Origin of the sequence: Halorientalis pallida, from assembly GCF_004118325.1 — an archaeon.
GTDB lineage: Archaea > Halobacteriota > Halobacteria > Halobacteriales > Haloarculaceae > Halorientalis > Halorientalis pallida.
In genome coordinates, this window is record NZ_RDFA01000004.1 from 247,036 (window position 1) to 266,830 (window position 19,795).

Below are 19,795 nucleotides of genomic sequence, written 5' to 3' on the forward strand. Positions count from 1 at the left end.
CGGTGGACACGTTTTAAGGCTCTCCCGATTCTCACTACGTGAAATCTCACACGTCAGTCGGAAGACCAGAAATCAGGTATTCGCACCTTCGGCTTCATCGATGATACCCTCGAGAGGGGTGACCCGGTCAGTCCTGAAGCCCCGCGTGGGGCGGAAACCGGGGGCCGCACGATTGAAGCGGGTGTCGGCCCAGAGGTGTGGTATGGAGAAGACGCCGACCGGAACTGCCGTCGGAGTCGACGACCCCTACGCACACGTCGACCGGTGTGACCACCTCACCGACGCGGGGAAGTGTCGGTTCGCGGTGGAGCAGGGGGACCGCGACCCGGCGTTCGCCGACGCCCGCAGCGCCGAGGAGTTCCAGTGTCCGGTCGCCGGCGACCTCGACGAGGAAGGACTGACCGGCCCCTGGGAGTGGGCCGACTGCCCCCACTTCCGCCGCCGGGACCACGGCCGGCGAGCCGAGAGCGGCACGACCGCGAGTCGGGAGTGTGCCCGCTGTGGGCTGGAAGCGCGACGGCTGGCCCACTCCGACGAGCGGCCCCTGCTGGAGGAACACCACCTCTCGTACGCCGACGCGGCGAGCGAGGACGGCGACCCCCGCCACGAGATCACCGTCGTCCTCTGTCGCTGGTGTCACTCGAAGGTCCACGACTCGTGGGCGCGCATCGACGACGACGTGAATCCCGACGCCGAGGCCATCGCCGAGGCCGCATCCCGGCGCGCCCGCGAGCAGGACGAACTGAGCTTTTCGTCTGCGGCCGAGCGGTTCGACCGCGACGGCGGGTGAGGCGGTCGCTGGTCAGCCGTCGAGCAGAGTCTGTAATTCCTCGCGATCCTCGGCCGCTTCGGGGAGGTCGATACTCTCGATACCGCCGTGTGGCTCCAGCGCCGACCTGACGGCCTCGGAATCGTCGGCCGCGACGCGGGCCAGCGCCCGCACGGTGTCGTCCGCGATCCGTTCGGCCCGCCAGTGGTCAGTGAGTTCGGACTCCGCGAGGTCGGGCACTCCCTCGAAGTCGGCCAGCACGGCCGCGATCCGGGGTAGTGCGGGACGAACGGCCGCCGGATCGGCCTCGGCCGCCCCGGCCAGCGCGGTACACACCTGTCGGGTCGCCCAGTCGTAGGTCTCCGGTAGCGTCTCCGCGAGGGGGTCCGCCAGCCTCGGCGCGAGTTCGGGTCGCTTTTCGAGGAGTTGCCCGAGCGTGCCTGCGGCGATGGACCGACCCCCAGTCGGAGCGTCGTGCGAGAGTTCGATCAGGCGGTCGAGGTGGTCCTCGACAGCGTCGGGCCGGCGCCTGCCAAGCGGGCAGACCAGATACCCGACCAAGTCGGCCCGGTCGGGGTCGTCGACCGACGCGGTGGCGTCGAGCAACGCAGGGAGGTGCGGTACGACGACGCCGCGCGTCTTCCGGCCGAGCTGCTCACAGAGATCCGTGACCGCCGACTGCAGTTCCGGTCCCGGGTCCAGCAGCGCATCGATGTGCTCGTCTACGAACGGCCCGACGGCCGGTTCGGCACCAGCCGAGGTCAGGCGGAGGAGTTCGGCGAGCGTTTCCACCGCCTGTGGCACGGTCATCCGGCCGCCGAGGTCGGTCGCTCCGTCGCCGAGACAGGAGCCGATCACCGCACAGAACTGGTCTGCGACGGTCTCGGTGATCGCTTCGTCGCGCTGGGCGGAGTCGACGACGAGCGAACGGAGCGCGTCGGTCGGGAGCCCTGCGAGGCGGTCGTCCGCGTCTGCGTCGGTCAGCATGACCGTACAGGCATCGTCGACGACCGGTCGCGCGACCGCCAGGTCGGCGTCGGCGACGGGCGCGGTGGGTGCCTGTCCCTGATAGTCGCCGTCGGCCCAGATCACACAGCTGTCGATCAGGAGGTCGGCGGCGAGCGCTTGGTCCGTCTCGGCGACGGCGACCAGCGGGTCCGTCTCGTCGCCGGCCGCGGCCGCCTCGACCGCCGGTTCGACGGCATCGGGAACGGCGTGGTCGGCCTCCCGGAGCGCGATCAGCGCCGCGGCGGCCTGTCGCCGGTCGTCCCGCCGGGGTGACGTGACGGTCCCGCCGAGCGCGGCGACGGTCTCGTCCGCGACGGCCGGCCCGACGCCAGCGGTCGCCGCGACGAGGCGAGCGACCGCGGGATCGACGGGTGCCGTCCGACCGTGGTCGTCGAGGACCGCCGAAACGAGATCGGCGACGAGTTCCGGCCGTGAGTCAGCGATGTCCGCCAGCACGGCGGACGACGCTGCACCGTCCGCCTCGTCCATGCTGTCGAGGATCGCGTCGCCGGCGGCGTCGATCACTGCCGGATTGCGTTCGGCCGCGGCGACGAGTACTTCGCCCACGTCCCACCCGCCCGAATCGTCGGCCAGTTCCAGCCGGTGTGCCGTCACCAGCCGCTCGGCGACGAACCGGGGGTGGTCGGCCGCCAACTCGACCAGCGGGTCGCGGTCGGTGTCGTCGAACGGTGCGTCGGCCGTGATCGACGCCAGTGTCTCGAACTCGGGCTCGAACGCACGGTCGGTGTCCCGGACCAGCCGCCCGAGTGCGTCGGCCGCCGTCCGCCGGTTGCCAGTCCAGCGACTCCGGAGGTACCGGACGAGTACGTCCAGCGCCGGTTCGACCGCCTCGGGCGCGAGGGCGGCCCCAGTCGCGAGGTCCTCGAGGTGCTGACGCGGCCGCCCGTCGGCGATGGCCTCGACGGCATCGGCCACTGTGGCCGTCGGCACGGCCGTGCCACCGTCGGCGAGTCCGACGAGGGCGACGCCGAGTCGCGTCCGGACGACCTCGTCCTCGCTGTCGAGGTGATCGGCAATGGCGTCCAGATGGGGTTCGACGAGGGCCGGCCGCTCCCGGGACAGTGCCGCGACGAGTTCGGCGGCGGTCCGCCGCGGCGACCGCCCGCGCGAGGAGTCGGTGACGTTGTCGACGGGATCGGCGAGCGCGTCGATCACCTGTGACATCGCACCCTCGGGATCGGGGTGGTGCAGGAACAGGTCGGGGTTCCGGTCGTCCGGGCCCCGGCCCACCAGGAGTTCGCCGGCCCGCTTGCGGACCGCCGGCACGGGGTCGTCGAGGCGGTCGACCAGGATGGACGCCAACCGCTCGGGCAGGCCCGCCTCGATGGGGTCCGGCGGGAGCACGTCGTCCAGCGCGTGCTTGAGGTGACGCGGGTTCAGCGCGGCCTGCCGAACCCGCCAGTCCGGGTCCGTGGCGCAGTCGACGAGCGTCGGTATCAGGTCGGGCGGGGCCGAATCGAACGAGCGGCAGAACCAGAGGACCACGACGGCGTGGCTCCGGGCTCGCGGGTCGTCGGCGGACAGACACCCGAGAAGGCCGTCGACGGCTCCCTCCGGGAGGTCTTCGAGCAGGGTGATCTCGTTCAGGACTCGCTGGGCGAACCGTTCGGCGGCGGCGGCACGGTCGTCTCCGTCGTCGAGCCGCAAGGTCAGTTCCTCGAGCGTCGGTGGCTCCTCAGACGGGGGCATAGATACCGTACTTGGCCGAGAAGTAGTCGAAGACCGGTTCCGTCATCGTGCCCATCGCGTCGTGAGACAGCCGTTCGATCTCGGTGAGTTCGCCGTCGTCGGTCTCGTAGTAGGCCGCGAGCATCCCGCCCGCGCCGTCGTAGTGGTGAAACAGCGCGACGGCTGCGACGGACTCGGCGACTGCATTCAGTGCGTCCACGACCCGATCCGTCCGGTACTCGATGCCGACGAACACCAGCGCGTCGCCGTGACGCACACAGTAGTCGATCCGCGAGTCCTGGTAGTCCATGGCGTCCCGGACGGCCTCGGGGTCGCCCCCTTCGGCGAGTTCGACGGAGAGCCAGTGTCGGTCTGCGCCCATACCCGTTGGAATCGCGTCAGAATGATAATGGTTTTCCCGGCGTCGGTCGGCGCTCCCGTTCCGGGCGACTTATCCGTTCCGTCGGTCTGTATCCTCGCAATGACGCGTATCGACGTGGTCGACAACCACGGCCAGTTCACCCACCTGGAACACCGCGCGCTCCGTGACCTGGGCGTGGACGTGGAACTCATCGACAATACGACGCCACCGGCGGAGATCGACGCCGACGGCCTCGTCCTCTCGGGCGGCCCGGACATCGACGACATCGGTAACTGCCCCGATTACCTCGATCTGGACGTGCCGGTGCTGGGTATCTGTCTCGGCATGCAGATCATCGCGGACGAACTCGGCGGCCGGGTCGACGCCGGCGATTACGGCGGCTACGCCGACGTGACCGTCGAAATCACCGACGACACCGACCCCCTGATCGGCTCGCTCGCACCCGAAACACGGGTGTGGGCCAGCCACGCCGACGAGGTCAAGGAAGTCCCCGAGGGCTTCACCCGAACCGCGAAAAGCGACGTGTGCGGCGTCGAAGCCATGAGCGACGCCGACCGCGACCTCTACGGCGTCCAGTGGCACCCGGAGGTCTCCCACACCGAAGAGGGAGAGGCCGTCTTCCAGAACTTCCTCGAAATCTGTGAGTGAACGGCCTCTGGAGGGTCAGAGCCCCCGCTCTGCACCGTAGCAGGCGGGAGAGCCGATATTTCCGGCCCGTGTGTGAACGCTTCTCTACAGTCAGGAAGGCATCAAGAACTATAGCGTAGGGGAATCGAACCAGCAACAATGACCCAGACTCAGGGCGATCTCGCCGGGCTTTCGCGGTTCATCTTCCGCGCGCCCAACTGGTACTCGACGCTGACGTTCGCCCTCGTGATCGCCGCCGTCACCGGCGTCGCCGTGTTCGACGGCCGGTACGTCCTCGGCGACGCGTGGGAGGGGATCTTCTTCGTCGGCCTGCCGACCATCGCCGCGAGCGTCCTCACGCCGTACGTGGACGGCCGGCTCGGCGGGCAGTTGACGCCCAACCGCGCCTCACTGCTGGCGCTGACCTGCGAACTGGTGACCGTCGCGGTGCTGGTGGTCGCGGGCCTGCTCGTCCTGGTCACGGGCCCCGTCCAGGAGCTGGTACTGGGAGACCCCGTCGTCGGCACGCTGGGTCAGCAGTTCGTCTTCGACGCCCTGTTGCTCGCGCTTGCCTCCATCTTCGCGATCCGGCTGTTCGTGATCGTCGCCGTCTCCAGACACTCCCTGCCGGTCGCGGCCATCCCCGCCAGCATCCAGACCGTCGCGGCCGCGGTCCTGCTGTTCATCTACAGCGGGACGCTCCGCTTCCTGGAAGTCGGCGGTCCGATCATGAACTCGTATCTCTCCCGGCCCGAGGCGGCCCCGCCGGAGCTGACCGTCGTCATCCCGCGGGACTTCGTGTTGCTCGGGGCGGTCTGTCTGGTCTACGGGGCCGGCGTCGCACTGTTTCTCTGGGCGATCGACTCCCCCTGGCAGCGAAGTCTCGACGTCTCCGTCCTGGATTTCATCCGTGGGTTCATCGGCCACATCGCCGAGGGGACCCGCGAACTGGAGGACTTCTTCGAGGAAATCGGCGAGGAGGCGATGGTTCCGGTCACCGTCCTCGTCTTCCGAACGGAGAACGGCGCGGAGAAAGCCCGGTTCGTCCTGCCAATGATCCACCCCGGCCCGATGGGCGAGATCGGCGGCGGGAACCTCCCCGAGCGAGTCGCCCGACGCGCCGAGGGACTGGCGTTCCCGCCGCACGCGACCGCCGGTCACGACTTCAACCTCGTGACCGAACGGGAGGTCGACACCATCCTCGACGCCGCCGACAGCGCCATCGGCGAGATCGAGTTCACCGACGAGGCCTCCGTCTCCGTTCGAGCCGGCGAGGGGGACGCGAAACTCGTCGGGCAGGCCTTCGGCGACGACGCGCTGGCGGTCGCGACCTACGCCCCCGCGTTCGCCGACGACGTGGAGTACGCGGTCGGTCTCTCCGCGGCCGCGGAAGCCCGCTCGGCCGGCCTCGACGAGGTGATGCTCGTCGACGCCCACAACAGCAACAACGGCCTGGAGGGCGAGGACCTGGGCCACGTCACGCCGGGGAGCAAGCGCTCGTTCGACATGATCACCGGGGCGGGCGAAGTCGGGGAGCGACTCGTCGACGCCGAGCGCGGCCAGCCGAAACTGGGCGTCGCCTGGGACGAGACCCCCTGGGAACCCACAGACGGAATCGGCCCGCTCGGGGTCCGGGTAGCCGTCCTCGAAGTCGGTGACCACCGCACCGCGTACGTGCTCGTCGACGGTAACAACATGGAACCCGGCCTGCGCGGGACACTCGTCGAGGCCATCGAGGGCGTCGACCACACCGAAGTGATGACGACCGACACCCACATCGTCAACACCGTCGAGGCCGACAACCAGGTCGGCGCGGCCATCGACGACGACGAACTCGTCGCCATCGTCACCGAACTTGTCGACCAGGCGGCCGACGACCTCGAACCGGTCGAGGCGGGCATGGCCTCCGAGCGAGCGGCGGTCACCGTCTTCGGTAACGACCGGACCGAGACGCTCGCATCCCACGCCAACGCGATGATCTCGATGGGCGCGACGCTGGCCGCCGCCGTCATCGTCGCCGTCCTCACCATCTCGCTGTTCCTCTTCGCCCTCGCTTAGTTACCGAATCTGATAACCCGACGGGACGTTTTAAGCCGCGGCCAGTCCGAGCGTCGGGCAGCGGCGGGTGACCGCCGGGGACTCGACGATGCAACGGCCACTGGCACCGGACGAGGCGAGCGCCGCGACCAGCCGACCGGCGCGCTGTGCGGTCGGCTGTGTGTGCCTGTTTCTGTGTCTGCTCGCGGTCACCGGCCCGGCCGCGGGAGCCACCGGACCGGGGACCGTCGCCACGGCTCCCGTGGCCGCCGGGACGCCGGCGATCGCCCAGCAGGAGGACTGTTTCGGGTCGGATACCTTCGAGGCCGTGGCCGGCGGCACGGTGGAGTTCTCGAGCAGTTGCGGCGGCTACATCCTCGTCGGTGGGGACAAGACGGTCGACTCCGCCTCGAACCGGAACTTCCTCGACCTGCTCTACGTCTCCGGCGGCAGCGCGACGGTCACGGTCAACACGCGCTTGCTCGGCACCGATCAGTCGGCCTACTCCGGGGGCGTCGTCAGCTACACACAGAAGTACGGCGCAGACACCGCACCCGGAGACACCGCGGAGTTCGACGGGTTCGAGTTCGTGAACGAGGACGGCGAGGAAATCGCCGGGACGCTCGCGGAGTTCAACGAGCAGGTCGGCATCACGCGGCTCCCGCGACCGGTCCAGCCCGCCCGCTACCGATTGCTGGCGGGGGCCAACGAGTCACTCGTTCTCGGCGACGACGGCGTCCCGTATCTGGAGGGACCGCTCGACCGGTCGAACCTCAGGCTGACGAAGCCGGGTTTCGAGGGTGACCTCGGACGGAGCGTCGCACCCAAAGGCGCGGCCGACGAGGACTTCGCGCCAGCGACCGACCGGACCCGGGTCGCGGTCGGCGACCGCGTGCGGATCAGCGGGTTCTCGACCGCCGGGTTCCGGGGGACCTTCTCGACCATCGACGCCGAAGGCCTCGACAGGCTCCGGACCCTGCTCGACTACCCCGAGGGCGTCAACGTCACCATCGAACACCTGAATCCCGGGGTGAACCAGAAGCCCGAAGAGGTCACCTTCGACAGCGCGAACGCCCGGGACCTGTTCGTCGACTTTTCCGACGACGACGAGTCCTTTTCCATGGTCATCGACACGTCGAAGGGGACGTGGTTCGGCGCTCGCTCGGCCCCGGGCGACCGGTTCAGAGTGACCTACGCGTTCGAGGGGACGCCCGGCGAGGAGTACCGCTTCCCCGGCGGGAACGGGTTGCCCGGGCCGTTCACCGCCCAGTCGACGGCCGACCCGGACCGCAGCGAACAGTATCCCTACTTCGACGGCGAGGAGACGACCGTCGAGTCGACGACGACGTTCACCGTCGTCGAACCCCGGATCGAGTACAGCCAGGACCAGTTGACCAGCGACGGCGCGTTGATCGTCGGCGAGAACGGCCAGTACCGGCTCACCGGGACGACGACGTACGCGCCCGGAACGGACGTCGAGATTCAGCTCATCTCCCGGGACGACCCACCGCCGACGAAGATCCGGATCGACGACGTGTCCATCGGGGACGACGGGAGCTTCCGGACGCCGGCGGTCAGCTTCGCCGAACTCGACCCCGAGAACCCGGTCGAGGCGGAACTGTTCTTGCGTGACCAGCTGGTCGACCGCCGCCCCGTCGTCATCGCAGCCGATCCCGACGATCCGGCCGAACTCGCGCTTGTCGACGCCACCTCGTCGGTGACGATCACGGAGGGCGAGTCGCTGTCGGCACTCGCCGCCACGGCCGAGAACACCGGCGTCGCCGACGGCACCGCGAACGTCAGACTCCGGATCGACGGCGACCTCTGGGGGAACCGGACGATCACCGTCACCCCGGACCGGAACCGGACCGTCGCCTTCGACAGGTCCTACCCCTCGCTTCCCCCCGGAGAGTACCCGTACACCGTCAGGCTGGCCGGTGCCGACCGGACGCTGTCGGGCACACTGGTGATCGAGCCGGGGGGGACTCCCGAGCCGACGGTCACCGCCGAGCCCGACAGGCCGGACACGACACGGCCGCCGACCGCGACGTCCGAGGACACACCCCAGTCACCGCCCACGCGGACAGCGACGGCGACGGTGACGTCAGAGCCGACGACCGCCGTCGCGACGAACGGCTCGGCACCCGAAGAGGAGGCGGCCGGGTCACCGATCGGCGGCCTCGTCGGCTACGTCACGTCGGTGCTCCCGTTCACGCTCGGTTCGATGGTGTTCGTCATCCTCGCGTACGTGATCGTGCGGGCGGTCGTCGCCCGGCGTGGCGGAAGCGAGAGTGCGTCCTGAAAAATTACTCGTCGAACAGGTCGTCCACGGCCGACCGCGCGGTCAGCGCCGCGTCGTCGGCGACCTGTTCGGGGTCGCGAGTGTCCGAGGGTGCGTTGAGGTAGACGTCCACTTCGAGGATTCCGTCCTCGAACGTGACCGTCACGTCGAGGTCGTCGACCTCGGACTGTTTGTAGCGCGCGAACACGACCCCTTCCGCAGCGTCGGCGGCCGTCTCCACGACTTCCTCGTCGGTGGGCTCGCCCATCTCAGGCGCCGCCGGCACCGGGACCCATCGGGCCGCCACCGCCGCCGGCACCGCCGAGCAGCTGCTGGAGCTCCTGCTGGAGTTCCTCGAACTGCTCCTGGACGCGCTCTTCCTGCTTTTCGAGCGTGTCGACGCGAACTTCGAGGCTCTCGACGGACTCTTCGAGGTCGTCCTTGGCTTCGTCGTACTCGGTCTTGACGAGCAGTTCGCCGACCTCGCGGTACATGGTGGTGTCCTCGTTCACGTCGTCGAGTTCGTCGAGCGCAGTCTGGGACTCAGTCAGCTGTGTCTCGGCCTGCTGTTTCTGGGCGGCGACCTGCTGTGCCGTCTCCTGAAGGTCCTGTAGCTCCTCGATTTTCTCCTGTGCTTCCGGCGGCAGATTACCCTGCATACCCGAACTCTCGGCATCCGGAGTGAAAAACCCACGCATCTCACCACTCGACCGATCGCGGCGGTCGACCTGTCGGTCGGCAGCCCGACCGCCAGCGAGGAATAGGGGGCGGCAGAGAGAACGGCCGACAGATCAGGATTCGGCCTGTGGCCCGTCGTCGACGGCGTCGACGTGTTCGGCCCACTTCTCGACCGTCGGCTGCCCCCAGTAGCGTGCAGTGTTGCTCCGCGGGTCGTAGTCGACGATGCCCGCCTCGTCGAGTTTCGGCAGATGCCGGTGGTGGAGGTTGATCGCGAGCCGTTCGCGCTCCGCGTCGCTCTCGTCCGGTGCGAGCGCTTCGACGAGGTCCTCGAGCGTCGCCACCTCGACCCCGGCCCGCCGCAAGAACAGGCAGACGCGGCGTCGGCAGTCGTTCGAGAGTAACTCGAACACGTCGTCGATGGGTGGCGTCACTACCGCACGGTTCGTGCCCAGTGGGTTCGTCGCACTCGGGGGCCGCACCGATCGTTCGGGTCGATGGTCGTCTCTCATGGAGGCTACACGTTACTCGGAGCCCCTCCTCCATGAGAAGGATACCTAGCTGTCTAGGTTCGGCCGTCGTCGAAGTAGGTGGCGAGCAGTTTCCGCAGTGCGTGCCGGAGGTGCTGGTGGAAGGTCGGCGAGGCGATGTCGAGGGAGTCGGCGACCTCTTCGGCCGTGCTGTCGCGCGGCCAGTCGAAGTAGCCGGCGAAGTACGCCGCCGACAGCGCCGCTCGCTGCCGATCCGTGAGCTTGTCGTCGACGCCCGCACACGGCTCCTCGGACGCCTCGGGCCAGCCGTCGCCCTCGCGTTTGGCCGCGAGCGTGACGCCGCCGAACCGCTCGTCCAGACGCTCGGTCAACTCCCGGAGGTCGAATCCGCGGGGGGCCGCCGCCTCGACGGTGACCTGGCCGCCCTCGGCCTCGACCGTGATCGGCTTGACACCGGACTCGAACAGGACCGACGTGATCGACGGTCTGACCCGTGCCTCGAAGACGGCGTGGTCGTCGTTCTCGGTGACCAGGGGGAGCGAGTGGGGCGTGGGCGTCCCCGACTCGTCGGCCAGGGCCCGTACCTCGTCGGGCGGCGCGGTGACGGCGACGTAGTGGAGGCGGTCCCCGCCGGAGGCCTTCGCCGACCCGAGCAGTCGGCAGGTACAGTCCAGGGTCGCCGAGACGGTCCCGAAGAACGTGTCGGGTTCCTCCAGTTCGAGGGTCATCTCGACGGGTGAGTCGGACTCGATGAGTTGCCGGTTCTGCGTGGCGCTGATAGCGAACCCGACCATCTCCCCGAGGACCTCGAAGGCCTTGCGCTCGCGGTCGCTGAACGCGCCCGGCCGGTCGGCGTACACCGCCAGCATGCCGTGGGTCACCGTCCGGTGGGTGAACGGGACGACCGCGACCGACCGGAAGCCATGATCCAGCGCGGGTTCCCGGAACGGCTCGAACAACGGGTCCGACTCCACGTCGTTCGTGACCGTTACCTGGCCAGTCTCGAAGGTCTTGGCGACGGGTCCCGCCCGTTCGTGCTCCATCTCCACCGGAATCTCGACTTCCTCGAGGTACGCCGACCCCTCGCCGGCCCAGGCGTTGGGCTCGACGAACTCGTCGCTCGGGCGCCGTCCGCCGGTGAAGGCGAAGCGGTACAGCGACGAACCGCCGAGTCGCTCACAGACGGTCTCTTCGATCTCTTCGGCCGTCGCGGCCGCGGCGAGCGCGCCGATGGTCTCCTGGACGAGTTCGTTGATCCGGTTGAGCGTCTCCAGTTCGTCGCGCTGGGTCCGGAGTCGCCGTTCGCTCTCCTTGCGTTCGGTGATGTCACGGACGACGCCGACGGTACCGGCGAACTCCCCGTCCGAAAGCGGGAGCAGGGAGAAGCGGTTCTCGACCGGAATCTCCTCGCCACTCACCGACCGGAGCGTGCCCTCGACCGTCCCGACCGAGCGTTCGCCGTCGAGCATCTCCTGGCGTTGCGCCCGGGCTTTCGCGACGACGTTGTCGGAGCCGAACGCTCGGGCGTCCAGCCCCTCGAACGCCGCGGGATCGAACCCGAGTTTCGCCTCGGCCGCCCCGTTGACCATCCGCACGTCGTGGTTCTCGTCGGTCATGTAGACCCCGTCGCTCATCGTCTCGACCAGCGTCTCGTAGCGCTGGAGTTCCTCGGTGCGCTCCCGGAGCTTCTCCTCGCGGTCGGCCCGCCTGAACGCGGACTCAACGTCGGCCGCGAACAGTCGCCCGAGTTCGCGGTGTGTCTCGTCGAACGCTGCCGGCTCGGTCGAGGCGATACTGATCATGCCGTACCCCTCGATGGGGAACAAGAGCCCGCTCCGGGCCGGGTCGTAGTCGAAGTCGGTGTCGAGATCACGCATGTCGTCCACGACGACCGGCTCACCGCCCTCGTACGCCTCGCCGACGAACCCCTCCCCCACCGCGTAGGTCGGCGGCATCTCGTCGAGTCGCTCGTCGTCGGTCGCGACCGCGACGGGTTCGAGTTCGTCGTCCTCGGTCAGCATCCGGACACCGGTCGTCGCGAACGCGAAGTGACGCTGTGAGACCTCGGCAGCCGTCTCGGCGACCTCGTGGTGAGTCTCGGCGGCCATCAACTCCCGGGTCCCACAGTGGAGTTGTTCGAGCAACTCCGCGCGTTCCCGGCGGTCGCTCACGTCCCGAATCAGTCCGAGCGAGGAGAGGTCGCCCTCTAGCGGCATGAACCGGACCTCGATCGGGAACTCCTCACCGTCGCCGTCGACGGCCGTCCCCTGGATCGTCGCGACCGCCTTCCCGTCCCGGTCGGCCAGTTCCCGGCGGGCCCTGATCCCTCTCTGGGCCGTCTCTTCGGTGACGAACTCCGTGAGGTGTGCGTCCATGATCGTCTCGCGGTCGCGCCCGAACAACGCCGCCAGTGTATCGTTTGCCTCCTTCAGTCGCAGGTCCTCGCCCATCACGTAGACGCCGTCGCCGACGGTTTCGAGGACCGTCTCGTAGCGTTCGAGTTCCCGCTCGCGCGCTTTGCGCTCGGAGATGTCCCGGATCAGCCCGATGGTCGAGTACTCCTCGTCGTGCACCAGACCGAACCGACCTTCGACCGGGAGCCGCGTCCCGTCCGCGCGGTGGAGGTCGAACTCCATCGTCGTGAGCGACTCGTCGCCTCGCTTGAGCGACTCCGACATCCCGAAGCCGCGCTCGGCCGTCTCCGGGTCGGTGAACGCCGAGACGTGTCGCCCCAGCACGTCCTCGCGGTCGGCACCGACCATCTCCAGCATGGCGTCGTTGACCTTCCGGACGTGGCGGTCGTCGTCGACGACGTACACCCCGTCGCCGATGGTCTCCAGCAACGACTTGTACCGCCTGAGGTCGCGTTCGCGCTCCCTGCGATCGCTGATGTCACGGACGAGACCGATCGTCGCGTACCCGTCGTCGGAGACCAGCGAGAACCGACCCTCGACGGGAATCGAGGTGCCGTCCTTCCGGACGAGGTCGTACTCGATGGTCTCGACCGTCCGGTCGGTGTCTTGGAGGGTGGCCGCGAGCTCCTTGCTGCGATCGACGGCTTCCGAGTCCATGAACGCCGAGAAGTGCCTCCCCAGTATCTCATCGCGGTCGTAGCCGGCCAGTTCCGTCATGGCGTCGTTGACCTTCGCGACGCGCAGGTCCTCGTCGAGGACGTACACGCCGTCACCGACCGTCTCCAGCAGTGACTTGTACCGCGAGAGGTCCCGTTCGCGCTCCCGGCGGTCGCTCACGTTCCGGGCGGTGCCGGCGAGGCCCCACACCTCGTCGTCCTCGTACAGCGGCGCGGCCGTGACTTCGTGTGGAATCAGCCGGCCGTCCGCCGTTTCGAGGCGGAGTTGTTCGGTCACCTCCTCGCCCGCCGCGACGCGGCCGAGTGCGTCCACCGCCCGCTCGCGGTCGCAGTCCGCGACCAGTGTCAACGGGTCCAGCTCCGCGAGTTCCGCCTCGGAGTACCCCAGAACCGTCTCGAACTTCTCGTTCCAGTCGACGAGGCGGCCCGACCGGTCGAACACGTACAGCAGGTCGGTCAGCGTGTCGAGAATGGTTTGTGACGCGTCCTCGGGATCCGGCCACTCGCTGCGGCTCTCCGGATCGACCCACCAGTCCCCCTGGTGGCCACGTACCCGACTCATCCGCTACCCCCTCCGAAAACGAGCGTCGCTAGCCCTGGTAGCGACGGCTGTTCGATCATATGCCGGTATAGTCGAAGCGTTTGATAAGCGTACCGACGGTGTCAGAGACTGCCACAGGCGGCCACGTCGGCCCGCTCACCGACGGAGACGAGTGTCGACCAGGTGTTGATGCCCGCCCGGAGCGCCACCAGGTCGTCGGCCTCGACGGTCACCCTCACCGTCGCAGCCTCGCGGTCCAGCGTCGCTGCGGTCCGGTCGCCGGCGATGGCACCGACCTCGGGCCGGACGCTTCGCTCGACGGTTCGGGCACGACGCTCGTCTTCGAACGTGAACTCCAGAACGGCGTCGTGGGCGCGAGCCACGCTAGTTGACGTCGACTTCCTTCACGTCGCGGCTGCGCTCTTTCAGCAGGACGCGGTGGCCACAGTACGGACAGCGGACGCCGCCGTACTCGTCCAGCTCCACGTCGCGCTTACAGCGGGAACACTTGTAGCTCATTACTCGTCGTCTTCGGACAGGGCCGCGCGGATCGAGCGCGTGACGGTCTTGCCACCGGGGGTCTCGGGGCGGTACGTGCCACCCGCGAACTTGTAGTCGCAGTAGCCACACTGCCAGATGCCAGTGCCCTGGCGCTCGACGCTGTCTTTGCCGCACTCCGGACACTCGTGTTCGTCGCGCATCTCGTCCTCGATGTCCGCGACGCGGCGTCGTGCGACGCGGCCGTAGCGAGCGCCGAACCGGCCGGCGCTCCCCGTCCGTGCCTTGTCTTTGGCCATAGTACCGTTGTATCGGCACAGCCCGCTCATAAACCCTGCGTGTTCGACCGACGACGCTTTGACGATCGACCCGTTCCACCGGACGTGGCCACTCGCCTCGCCCAGCGCCTCCCGACCACTGGCCGCGTCAACGAACGGGACCTGCTCCGGCTCGGCGCGACACTCGGGCTCGTGGGCTGGACCGGCACCGCGGCTCTCGCGTGGCTCGACACGCCGGCGGCCGGGCTCCTCGCACTCGTCTGGTGGGCACTCCCCGTCGCCGGAATGGTGTACGCCATCGCCCGTCACGCGACGAACCCGGTGCGGTTCTCGACACCCCTGCTCGGCTGGGGCGTCCTCAACGGCACGGCGACGGCCGTGACGCTGTGGGCGGTCTCGGTCGGCGCACCGGCGGGAACGGTCCCCCTCGTCTGGCTCTCCGACCTGACGCTCGGGTACGCCTGGACTGCGGTCGCGCTCGGACGGGCCGGACGGCCGGCGCGAACTCTGGGATACGCGGCCGCGGCGCTCGCCTGTACCGTCGCAGTGGGCCTCGGCGCTGCGAGCGTCACGGGCGGAGATGGAGGCGGCTACTCGGTCGTCGCGGTACTTCACGTGGTCCCACTGGCGCTCGACGCACGCGGCGTGGGGAGACGTCGGAGGTGACTGCGGCACTCACTCCCGCAACCCGGCCTCGCCCAGCGCGTCGTTGAGGTCCGCCCGGACCTGCTCGCCCAGTTCGCGGTCGCCCGCCGTGGTGACGACGCGATTCTCCTGCACGCTGGATCCGTCCCGGATCAGCAGACGGACGTTTCCGTTGGCGTCGGCCCGCGTGGCCTTCGCGCGGACGCCGCCCCGCGACCCGGACCCGCTCGCGTCGATGGGGCCCGGGATGATCTTCTTGACGTGGGGGTGACCCGCGACCGTCTCGATGGCCTGCTTGCCCGCGCGCTCGCCGATGAGCGTGGTGTGGGAGCCCCCGAGGATGTCGGCCGTCGACGCCTCGACCACTTCCAGCGCCGGCCGTCCCTTCCGCTCGATCACGGCCCGCACGGGGTCGTCGCCGGTCACGCGGTAGAACTCGTAGTGGAGCTGGCCGCGAACTGCACGGAGCACAGTTCTATCGCCCGTCGCGTACACTTCCTCCGGCCGTTTCCGCCGGACTTCGTCGGCGATCAGGCCGGCGAAGTTGCGCAACTCGATCACGTCGGCCTCGCCGTCGGGGTCCTCGGGCGTCGTGGTGATCGTCCGCTGGCTGACGGTCTCGTCGTCCAGCAGCGTCGTCACCGTCGCCCGGTCGCGCGCGAGGTCGAGCACCACCGTGTCGGCGTTGGCCGTTCGACAGACCAGGCAGTAGTCGCCCGGTCGGTCGAGTTCGCTGGCACACTGCCGACACTCCATGTCACCGTGTCGGAGATTCGACCGGATAAGCGAGACGGTTCGGGTCGCTGGCGAGCGAGGGACGGCCAGGCGCGTCTCGGCCGCTGGACTACCGACAGCCGTGGGACCAGCTCGTACCCGTGCCGCCGCTGAGAGTGAGGTGGTAGTCCTCGACGCTGTTCGCTCCGTCACAGAACGGAAAGCCCACGTGAACCAGCGACCAGTTCGACCGTTCGACGACGTAGACCACCGCCGCGTCAGCAGTCACGTTCTCTATCGTGACCGGGATGGTCTCGTTGGGCGAAAGCGTGACTCGCTCGCTCCGAACGCCGTCGTCGACGGTGACGTTGCGGTAGCCGTGCGCCCACTGCACCTCTGCGTAGGCGAAGAGCCCGTCACTACGGTTGTCCGTCGTCGCGCGGAACAGCACGTCGGACCGGTCGTCGACGTTAGGCACGACGTACGCCGAGAGGTTGTACGCCGTCGAGTCCCGGTTCTCGAACGTCGCCGTTCGGGAGTCGCTGGGCTGGAAGGCGCTACAGCCCGCGGTGACGAGCGCGAACGCGAGGAGGAGGGCGAGGGCGGGTCGTGTCGCTTGCACTGTCGGCGGTGAACACTGGAGACGAATTAGTGGTTTCGACGCGTCGGCTCACCCCAGATCCCCCGGATCGACCTTCAGATACTCCCGCAACAGGACCGTCGCGTAACTCCCCTTCGGCAGTGCGAACGAGAAGGAGAGCGGGTCGCGCTCGACTTCCAGATCAGTCCGCACCAGCACCGCCCGCCGGGTCCCCGTCGAGTGGAACTCCCCGGGCAGGTCGAAGTCGGCAGGCTCGATCCCCACCTCGTCCAGCACCTCACGTTCGATCTCGCCGGGCTCGCCGTCGCCGAGTTCCGTCTCGGTCCCCACGAGCGGCGCGGTGACGAACGCCCGCCCGCGCTCGCAGTGACGGGTCACGGTGTCGACCCGGTTCTCGTCGACGCGCTGGATGCGGTCGGTGTCGGGCACCGTCAACTCGGCCGGCGCGTCGCTGTCGGTGAAACAGACCACGTCGCCCGCGACCGGGCGGTCGAACGGCATGTCGCGAGCCAGTCGTGCCGAGAGGATGCGGTTGAATACGTACGACTGGGCGGCGTTGACGACGAGTTGCTGGAGATTGCTCGGCATCGTCTCCAGGGCCGCCCGGAAGTCCTCCGGCTCGTCGGCGTCGCGGTCGACCAGTTCGTGCAACATCGCTCGCTCGTAGTTCAGATAGCCCGGCATCGCGTCGAGAGCGGCCTGCCAGTCCCGCGAGTCCGCCGCGACCTCCTCGACGCGCTCGCGGGCCGTCCGGGTCTCCTCGGGTTCGCGCTCCGACGGGCGGCCGACGTAGGCCAGCACGGCGGCCTCCCAGTTCCCGCGGACGACTTCGAGGCCGACCTCGTGGGTGATCGGGCGGTGGCTCCCGAATCGCTGCTGGCCGAAGTAGTTGGGGACGCCGACGGTGACGGGACCCTCGTCGTCTCCGGGACTGTCTTCACCCACTGCGCCGCCGAAGGCACGGAGATCCCCTGTGATGGCGTCGACCAGATCCGGCCGTTCGGGATCGCGAACTGTGACCTCGAAGGCGTTGCCGGCGAGATCGCCGAAGAAGATCGGACGACCAGTCCGACCCAGCACGTCGATGTCGGCGTCCGAGAGGGTCACGTCGGCGGTGGTCTCGGGGTCGGCGTCGACGACCGAGAACAGCTGGGTCGTGACGGCGTGTTTGTCCTTCGTACCGGCCCAGGAGATGCGTTCGCGGCTAGATTCCAGTGCGTTCGAGAGGGCGCTCGCGAAGTCGTTGGTGTCCCAGCCCGACAGCGTCGCTCGCAGGAGGACGTGCGGGTACGCGCCCGGGTCGGCGTCGACCGGTTCGGGCTCGAACGCTTCGATCTCGGTGACCCGGAAGTCCTCGGGGTCGGCGCGCAGGCGGCCGCCGACGCCGTCGGCGTCGCTCACGTAGTACTCCATTCCGACGGCGTACTCGACGGGCTCGGCCTCGCGCATCAGCCACCCACCCGGAAATCGGTCGTCATGGCTCCGGGGTTGGTGCGGGTCCGACAAAAGCCTGGAGATCCGCGGCGCGGGCTTCGGACTCGGTCACGTCGTGGCCTCGTCCCGGTCGAGGTACCTCATTGCCTCCTCGTCGGGAACCTGCCGGAAGTTCCGGTAGTACTGGCCTACGGCGCGGAAGTGCCGCGGCGTGTCCAGACAGATGACCCGGTCGGCTTCGTCCCGCAGGGCCTCGACGGTGTCGGGGGGCCCGACGGGGACGGCGAAGACGAGAGGGTCGGCCCCGGCTTCGCGCACCTGTCGCAGGCACGCCCGGGCGGTCGAACCCGTCGCGACGCCGTCGTCGACCACGACGACCGCCTGCCCGTCGAGTTCGCCGAGCCGTTCCCCCTGCCGGTAGGTCGCCGCCTTCTGCCGTGCGGCGGCGGTCTGTGCTTGCCACTCCTCGCGGACGTACGCGCCGCTCACGCCGAGTCGGTCGATGGCATCGTCGTTGTACCAGGTGCTCCCGTCGCTGGCGACGGCACCGATAGCGAACTCCTCGTTGCCGGGCGCACCGAGTTTCTTCGCGACCACCACGTCCAGCGGAACGTCGAGTCCGTCCGCGACCGCGCGCCCGAGCGGGAGCCCGCCCCGTGGAATCGCCAGGACGAGGTCGACAGCCACGTCCTCGTCCACGAGTCGGTCGGCGAGTCGCTCGCCCGCGTCGATCCTGTCGGCGAACATCACTTCGACAGACGAGAGCAACGTGCAAAGGCGTCCGTGCCGATTCCCTGCCGCTCGCTCCGGTGACGTTACCGGTCGCGTACGGGACGCCGGCGAGGCCTTAGAACAGCGAGAGCTCGCCTGTCACGCGGTCGACGGCGTCCTCGTCGCCCGGCCCGACCGCCAGCGCGGTGACCGTGCCGGGGTCAAGTTGGGTGTGCCCGGCGTCCCGGACGACGGCGTTCGGCAGTCCCTCGCGTTCGGCCCTGTCGGCCAACTCGAACAGTTGCTGTTCGCTCTCGCCTTGCAGGACGACCTTCTTCTGCCCCCCGCCTTTCCACTCCCTGCGGGTCCGGTCGGGTGTGTCCTCGTAGGCCGACAGCGACGCGTGGGCGACCTGGGCGGCGAGTTTGCCCTGGCCCATCCCCACGTCCGCGCGTGCGACGATTGCCTGTTTCATGTCTTCGGGGAGCGGGCCGGCGACAATAGGTCTGACCGTTGGCCGTCGCGAAAAGCCGGTCATTTTTAGACCGGTGGTCCCGCTGGTACGGATATGATCCTCTCGGACACGAATATTCTCGACCGGCTCGCCGAGGGCGACCTCGTCATCGAGCCGCTGGAGGACGTGGACCTGCAGGTCCAGCCCGCGAGCGTCGATCTGCGGCTGGGCCGGGAGTTCCTGGAGTTCCAGCACGCCAACATCCCCTGTATCCACCCCAACAGCGAACAGGAAGTCGCCGAGTACGTCGACGAGACCCACGTGGACGAGGGCGACGAGTTCATCCTCCACCCCGGCGACTTCGTCCTCGGGACGACCGTCGAACGCGTCGAGATTCCCCCGGACCTGATCGCCCACGTCGAGGGGCGCTCGTCGCTGGGTCGGCTCGCTATCGTGGTGCACGCGACAGCGGGTCTCTGTGACCCCGGCTACAAGGGTCAGATCACGCTCGAACTCTCGAATCTGGGGACCGCACCCGTCGCGCTGACGCCCGGCATGCGGATCTCCCAGTTGACCTTCACCGAGTTGAAGACAGCCGCCGATCGGCCCTACGGGGAAGGGCGCGGGTCGAAGTATCAGGACCAGTCGGGACCGCAGGCGTCGAAGATTCAGGGGGATCACGAGTTCGGAGGCGACCAGGTTTGAGCGCGAAGCGTGTTCCGCTTCGCGCTCGGGAGTCGTCGCCGAGAACGAGGGGAGTGAGGAGGCGACCAGGTTTGAGCGCGAAGCGTGTTCCGCTTCGCGCTCGGGAGTCGTCGCCGAGAACGAGGGGAGTGAGGAGGCGACCAGGTTTGAGCGCGAAGCGT

General features: G+C 68.7%; 20 protein-coding genes. 6 read left to right on the plus strand and 14 right to left on the minus strand.

Annotated features, from left to right (window positions below):
• Nucleotides 1–202: 202 nt before the first annotated feature.
• Nucleotides 203–790 carry a DUF7097 family protein gene (locus EAF64_RS12810; RefSeq protein ID WP_129069392.1) on the plus strand — a complete coding sequence of 196 codons (588 nt, stop codon included), beginning with the start codon at nt 203–205 and terminating at the stop codon, nt 788–790.
• A 12-nt stretch (nt 791–802) separates the two neighbouring features.
• On the opposite strand, the gene EAF64_RS12815 is transcribed toward EAF64_RS12810, so the two are convergent.
• Both EAF64_RS12815 and EAF64_RS12820 read right to left on the minus strand, forming a co-directional pair.
• The gene (locus tag EAF64_RS12815) at nt 803–3,487 is read right to left on the minus strand and encodes a HEAT repeat domain-containing protein (RefSeq protein WP_129069393.1); all 2,685 of its coding nucleotides are present in this window, start codon (nt 3,485–3,487) and stop codon (nt 803–805) included.
• Nucleotides 3,474–3,848, minus strand: coding sequence for a hypothetical protein (locus EAF64_RS12820; protein ID WP_129069394.1), 375 nt, complete (start codon nt 3,846–3,848; stop codon nt 3,474–3,476). Before EAF64_RS12820 ends, EAF64_RS12815 begins: the two co-directional genes overlap by 14 nt.
• Before the next feature lie 99 nt (nt 3,849–3,947).
• On the opposite strand from EAF64_RS12820, the gene EAF64_RS12825 reads away from it, so the two are divergent.
• The 3 genes from EAF64_RS12825 (at nt 3,948) to EAF64_RS12835 (ending at nt 8,814) form a co-directional block, all read left to right on the plus strand.
• Nucleotides 3,948–4,496, plus strand: coding sequence for a GMP synthase subunit A (locus tag EAF64_RS12825; RefSeq protein WP_129069395.1), 549 nt, complete (start codon nt 3,948–3,950; stop codon nt 4,494–4,496).
• 138 nt (nt 4,497–4,634) lie between these two features.
• Nucleotides 4,635–6,533, plus strand: coding sequence for a DUF2070 family protein (locus EAF64_RS12830; protein ID WP_129069396.1), 1,899 nt, complete (start codon nt 4,635–4,637; stop codon nt 6,531–6,533).
• A gap of 88 nt (nt 6,534–6,621) precedes the next feature.
• Entirely contained in the window at nt 6,622–8,814 is a 2,193-nt protein-coding gene (locus EAF64_RS12835) for a hypothetical protein (RefSeq protein WP_129069397.1), read from the plus strand.
• A gap of 4 nt (nt 8,815–8,818) precedes the next feature.
• On the opposite strand, the gene EAF64_RS12840 is transcribed toward EAF64_RS12835, so the two are convergent.
• The 7 genes from EAF64_RS12840 to EAF64_RS12870 form a co-directional block, all read right to left on the minus strand.
• Nucleotides 8,819–9,061: a DUF3194 domain-containing protein gene (locus EAF64_RS12840; protein ID WP_129069398.1), complete on the minus strand. Its 243-nt coding sequence runs from the start codon at nt 9,059–9,061 to the stop codon at nt 8,819–8,821.
• A 1-nt stretch (nt 9,062) separates the two neighbouring features.
• Entirely contained in the window at nt 9,063–9,452 is a 390-nt protein-coding gene (locus EAF64_RS12845; RefSeq protein ID WP_129069399.1) for a prefoldin subunit beta, read from the minus strand.
• Between the two features lie 132 nt (nt 9,453–9,584).
• Nucleotides 9,585–9,983 carry a DUF7344 domain-containing protein gene (locus EAF64_RS12850; protein WP_227738964.1) on the minus strand — a complete coding sequence of 133 codons (399 nt, stop codon included), beginning with the start codon at nt 9,981–9,983 and terminating at the stop codon, nt 9,585–9,587.
• A gap of 53 nt (nt 9,984–10,036) precedes the next feature.
• Nucleotides 10,037–13,615, minus strand: coding sequence for a PAS domain S-box protein (locus tag EAF64_RS12855; protein ID WP_129069400.1), 3,579 nt, complete (start codon nt 13,613–13,615; stop codon nt 10,037–10,039).
• A 101-nt stretch (nt 13,616–13,716) separates the two neighbouring features.
• Nucleotides 13,717–13,977 carry a KEOPS complex subunit Pcc1 gene (locus EAF64_RS12860; protein WP_129069401.1) on the minus strand — a complete coding sequence of 87 codons (261 nt, stop codon included), beginning with the start codon at nt 13,975–13,977 and terminating at the stop codon, nt 13,717–13,719.
• Nucleotide 13,978: 1 nt separating this feature from the next.
• Complete coding sequence (locus EAF64_RS12865; RefSeq protein WP_077205698.1) at nt 13,979–14,113, minus strand: DNA-directed RNA polymerase subunit P; 135 nt, start codon at nt 14,111–14,113, stop codon at nt 13,979–13,981.
• Nucleotides 14,113–14,391, minus strand: a complete 279-nt coding sequence (locus EAF64_RS12870; protein ID WP_129069402.1) for a 50S ribosomal protein L37ae — start codon at nt 14,389–14,391, stop codon at nt 14,113–14,115. The genes EAF64_RS12865 and EAF64_RS12870 overlap by 1 nt, the downstream gene beginning before the upstream one ends.
• A gap of 84 nt (nt 14,392–14,475) precedes the next feature.
• Here EAF64_RS12870 and EAF64_RS12880 point away from each other — a divergent pair, with 84 nt between their 5' ends.
• Entirely contained in the window at nt 14,476–15,036 is a 561-nt protein-coding gene (locus tag EAF64_RS12880) for a hypothetical protein (RefSeq protein WP_193767672.1), read from the plus strand.
• 9 nt (nt 15,037–15,045) lie between these two features.
• On the opposite strand, the gene EAF64_RS12885 is transcribed toward EAF64_RS12880, so the two are convergent.
• The 5 genes from EAF64_RS12885 to pth2 all read right to left on the minus strand — a co-directional run bounded on the left by EAF64_RS12885 (nt 15,046) and on the right by pth2 (nt 18,950).
• Complete coding sequence (locus EAF64_RS12885; protein ID WP_129069404.1) at nt 15,046–15,771, minus strand: DUF2103 domain-containing protein; 726 nt, start codon at nt 15,769–15,771, stop codon at nt 15,046–15,048.
• Between the two features lie 88 nt (nt 15,772–15,859).
• Nucleotides 15,860–16,351 carry a hypothetical protein gene (locus tag EAF64_RS12890; protein WP_129069405.1) on the minus strand — a complete coding sequence of 164 codons (492 nt, stop codon included), beginning with the start codon at nt 16,349–16,351 and terminating at the stop codon, nt 15,860–15,862.
• Nucleotides 16,352–16,399: 48 nt separating this feature from the next.
• A complete protein-coding gene (gene truD / locus EAF64_RS12895; protein ID WP_129069406.1) occupies nt 16,400–17,779 on the minus strand; it encodes a tRNA pseudouridine(13) synthase TruD in 1,380 nt (459 codons plus the stop codon).
• A 93-nt stretch (nt 17,780–17,872) separates the two neighbouring features.
• On the minus strand, nt 17,873–18,511 hold the full coding sequence (locus EAF64_RS12900) for a phosphoribosyltransferase (RefSeq protein WP_129069407.1): 639 nt from the start codon (nt 18,509–18,511) through the stop codon (nt 17,873–17,875).
• Nucleotides 18,512–18,611: 100 nt separating this feature from the next.
• Nucleotides 18,612–18,950: a peptidyl-tRNA hydrolase Pth2 gene (gene pth2 / locus EAF64_RS12905; RefSeq protein ID WP_129069408.1), complete on the minus strand. Its 339-nt coding sequence runs from the start codon at nt 18,948–18,950 to the stop codon at nt 18,612–18,614.
• A 93-nt stretch (nt 18,951–19,043) separates the two neighbouring features.
• On the opposite strand from pth2, the gene dcd reads away from it, so the two are divergent.
• The gene (gene dcd, locus EAF64_RS12910) at nt 19,044–19,634 is read left to right on the plus strand and encodes a dCTP deaminase (RefSeq protein WP_129069409.1); all 591 of its coding nucleotides are present in this window, start codon (nt 19,044–19,046) and stop codon (nt 19,632–19,634) included.
• The last annotated feature ends 161 nt before the right edge of the window (nt 19,635–19,795 follow it).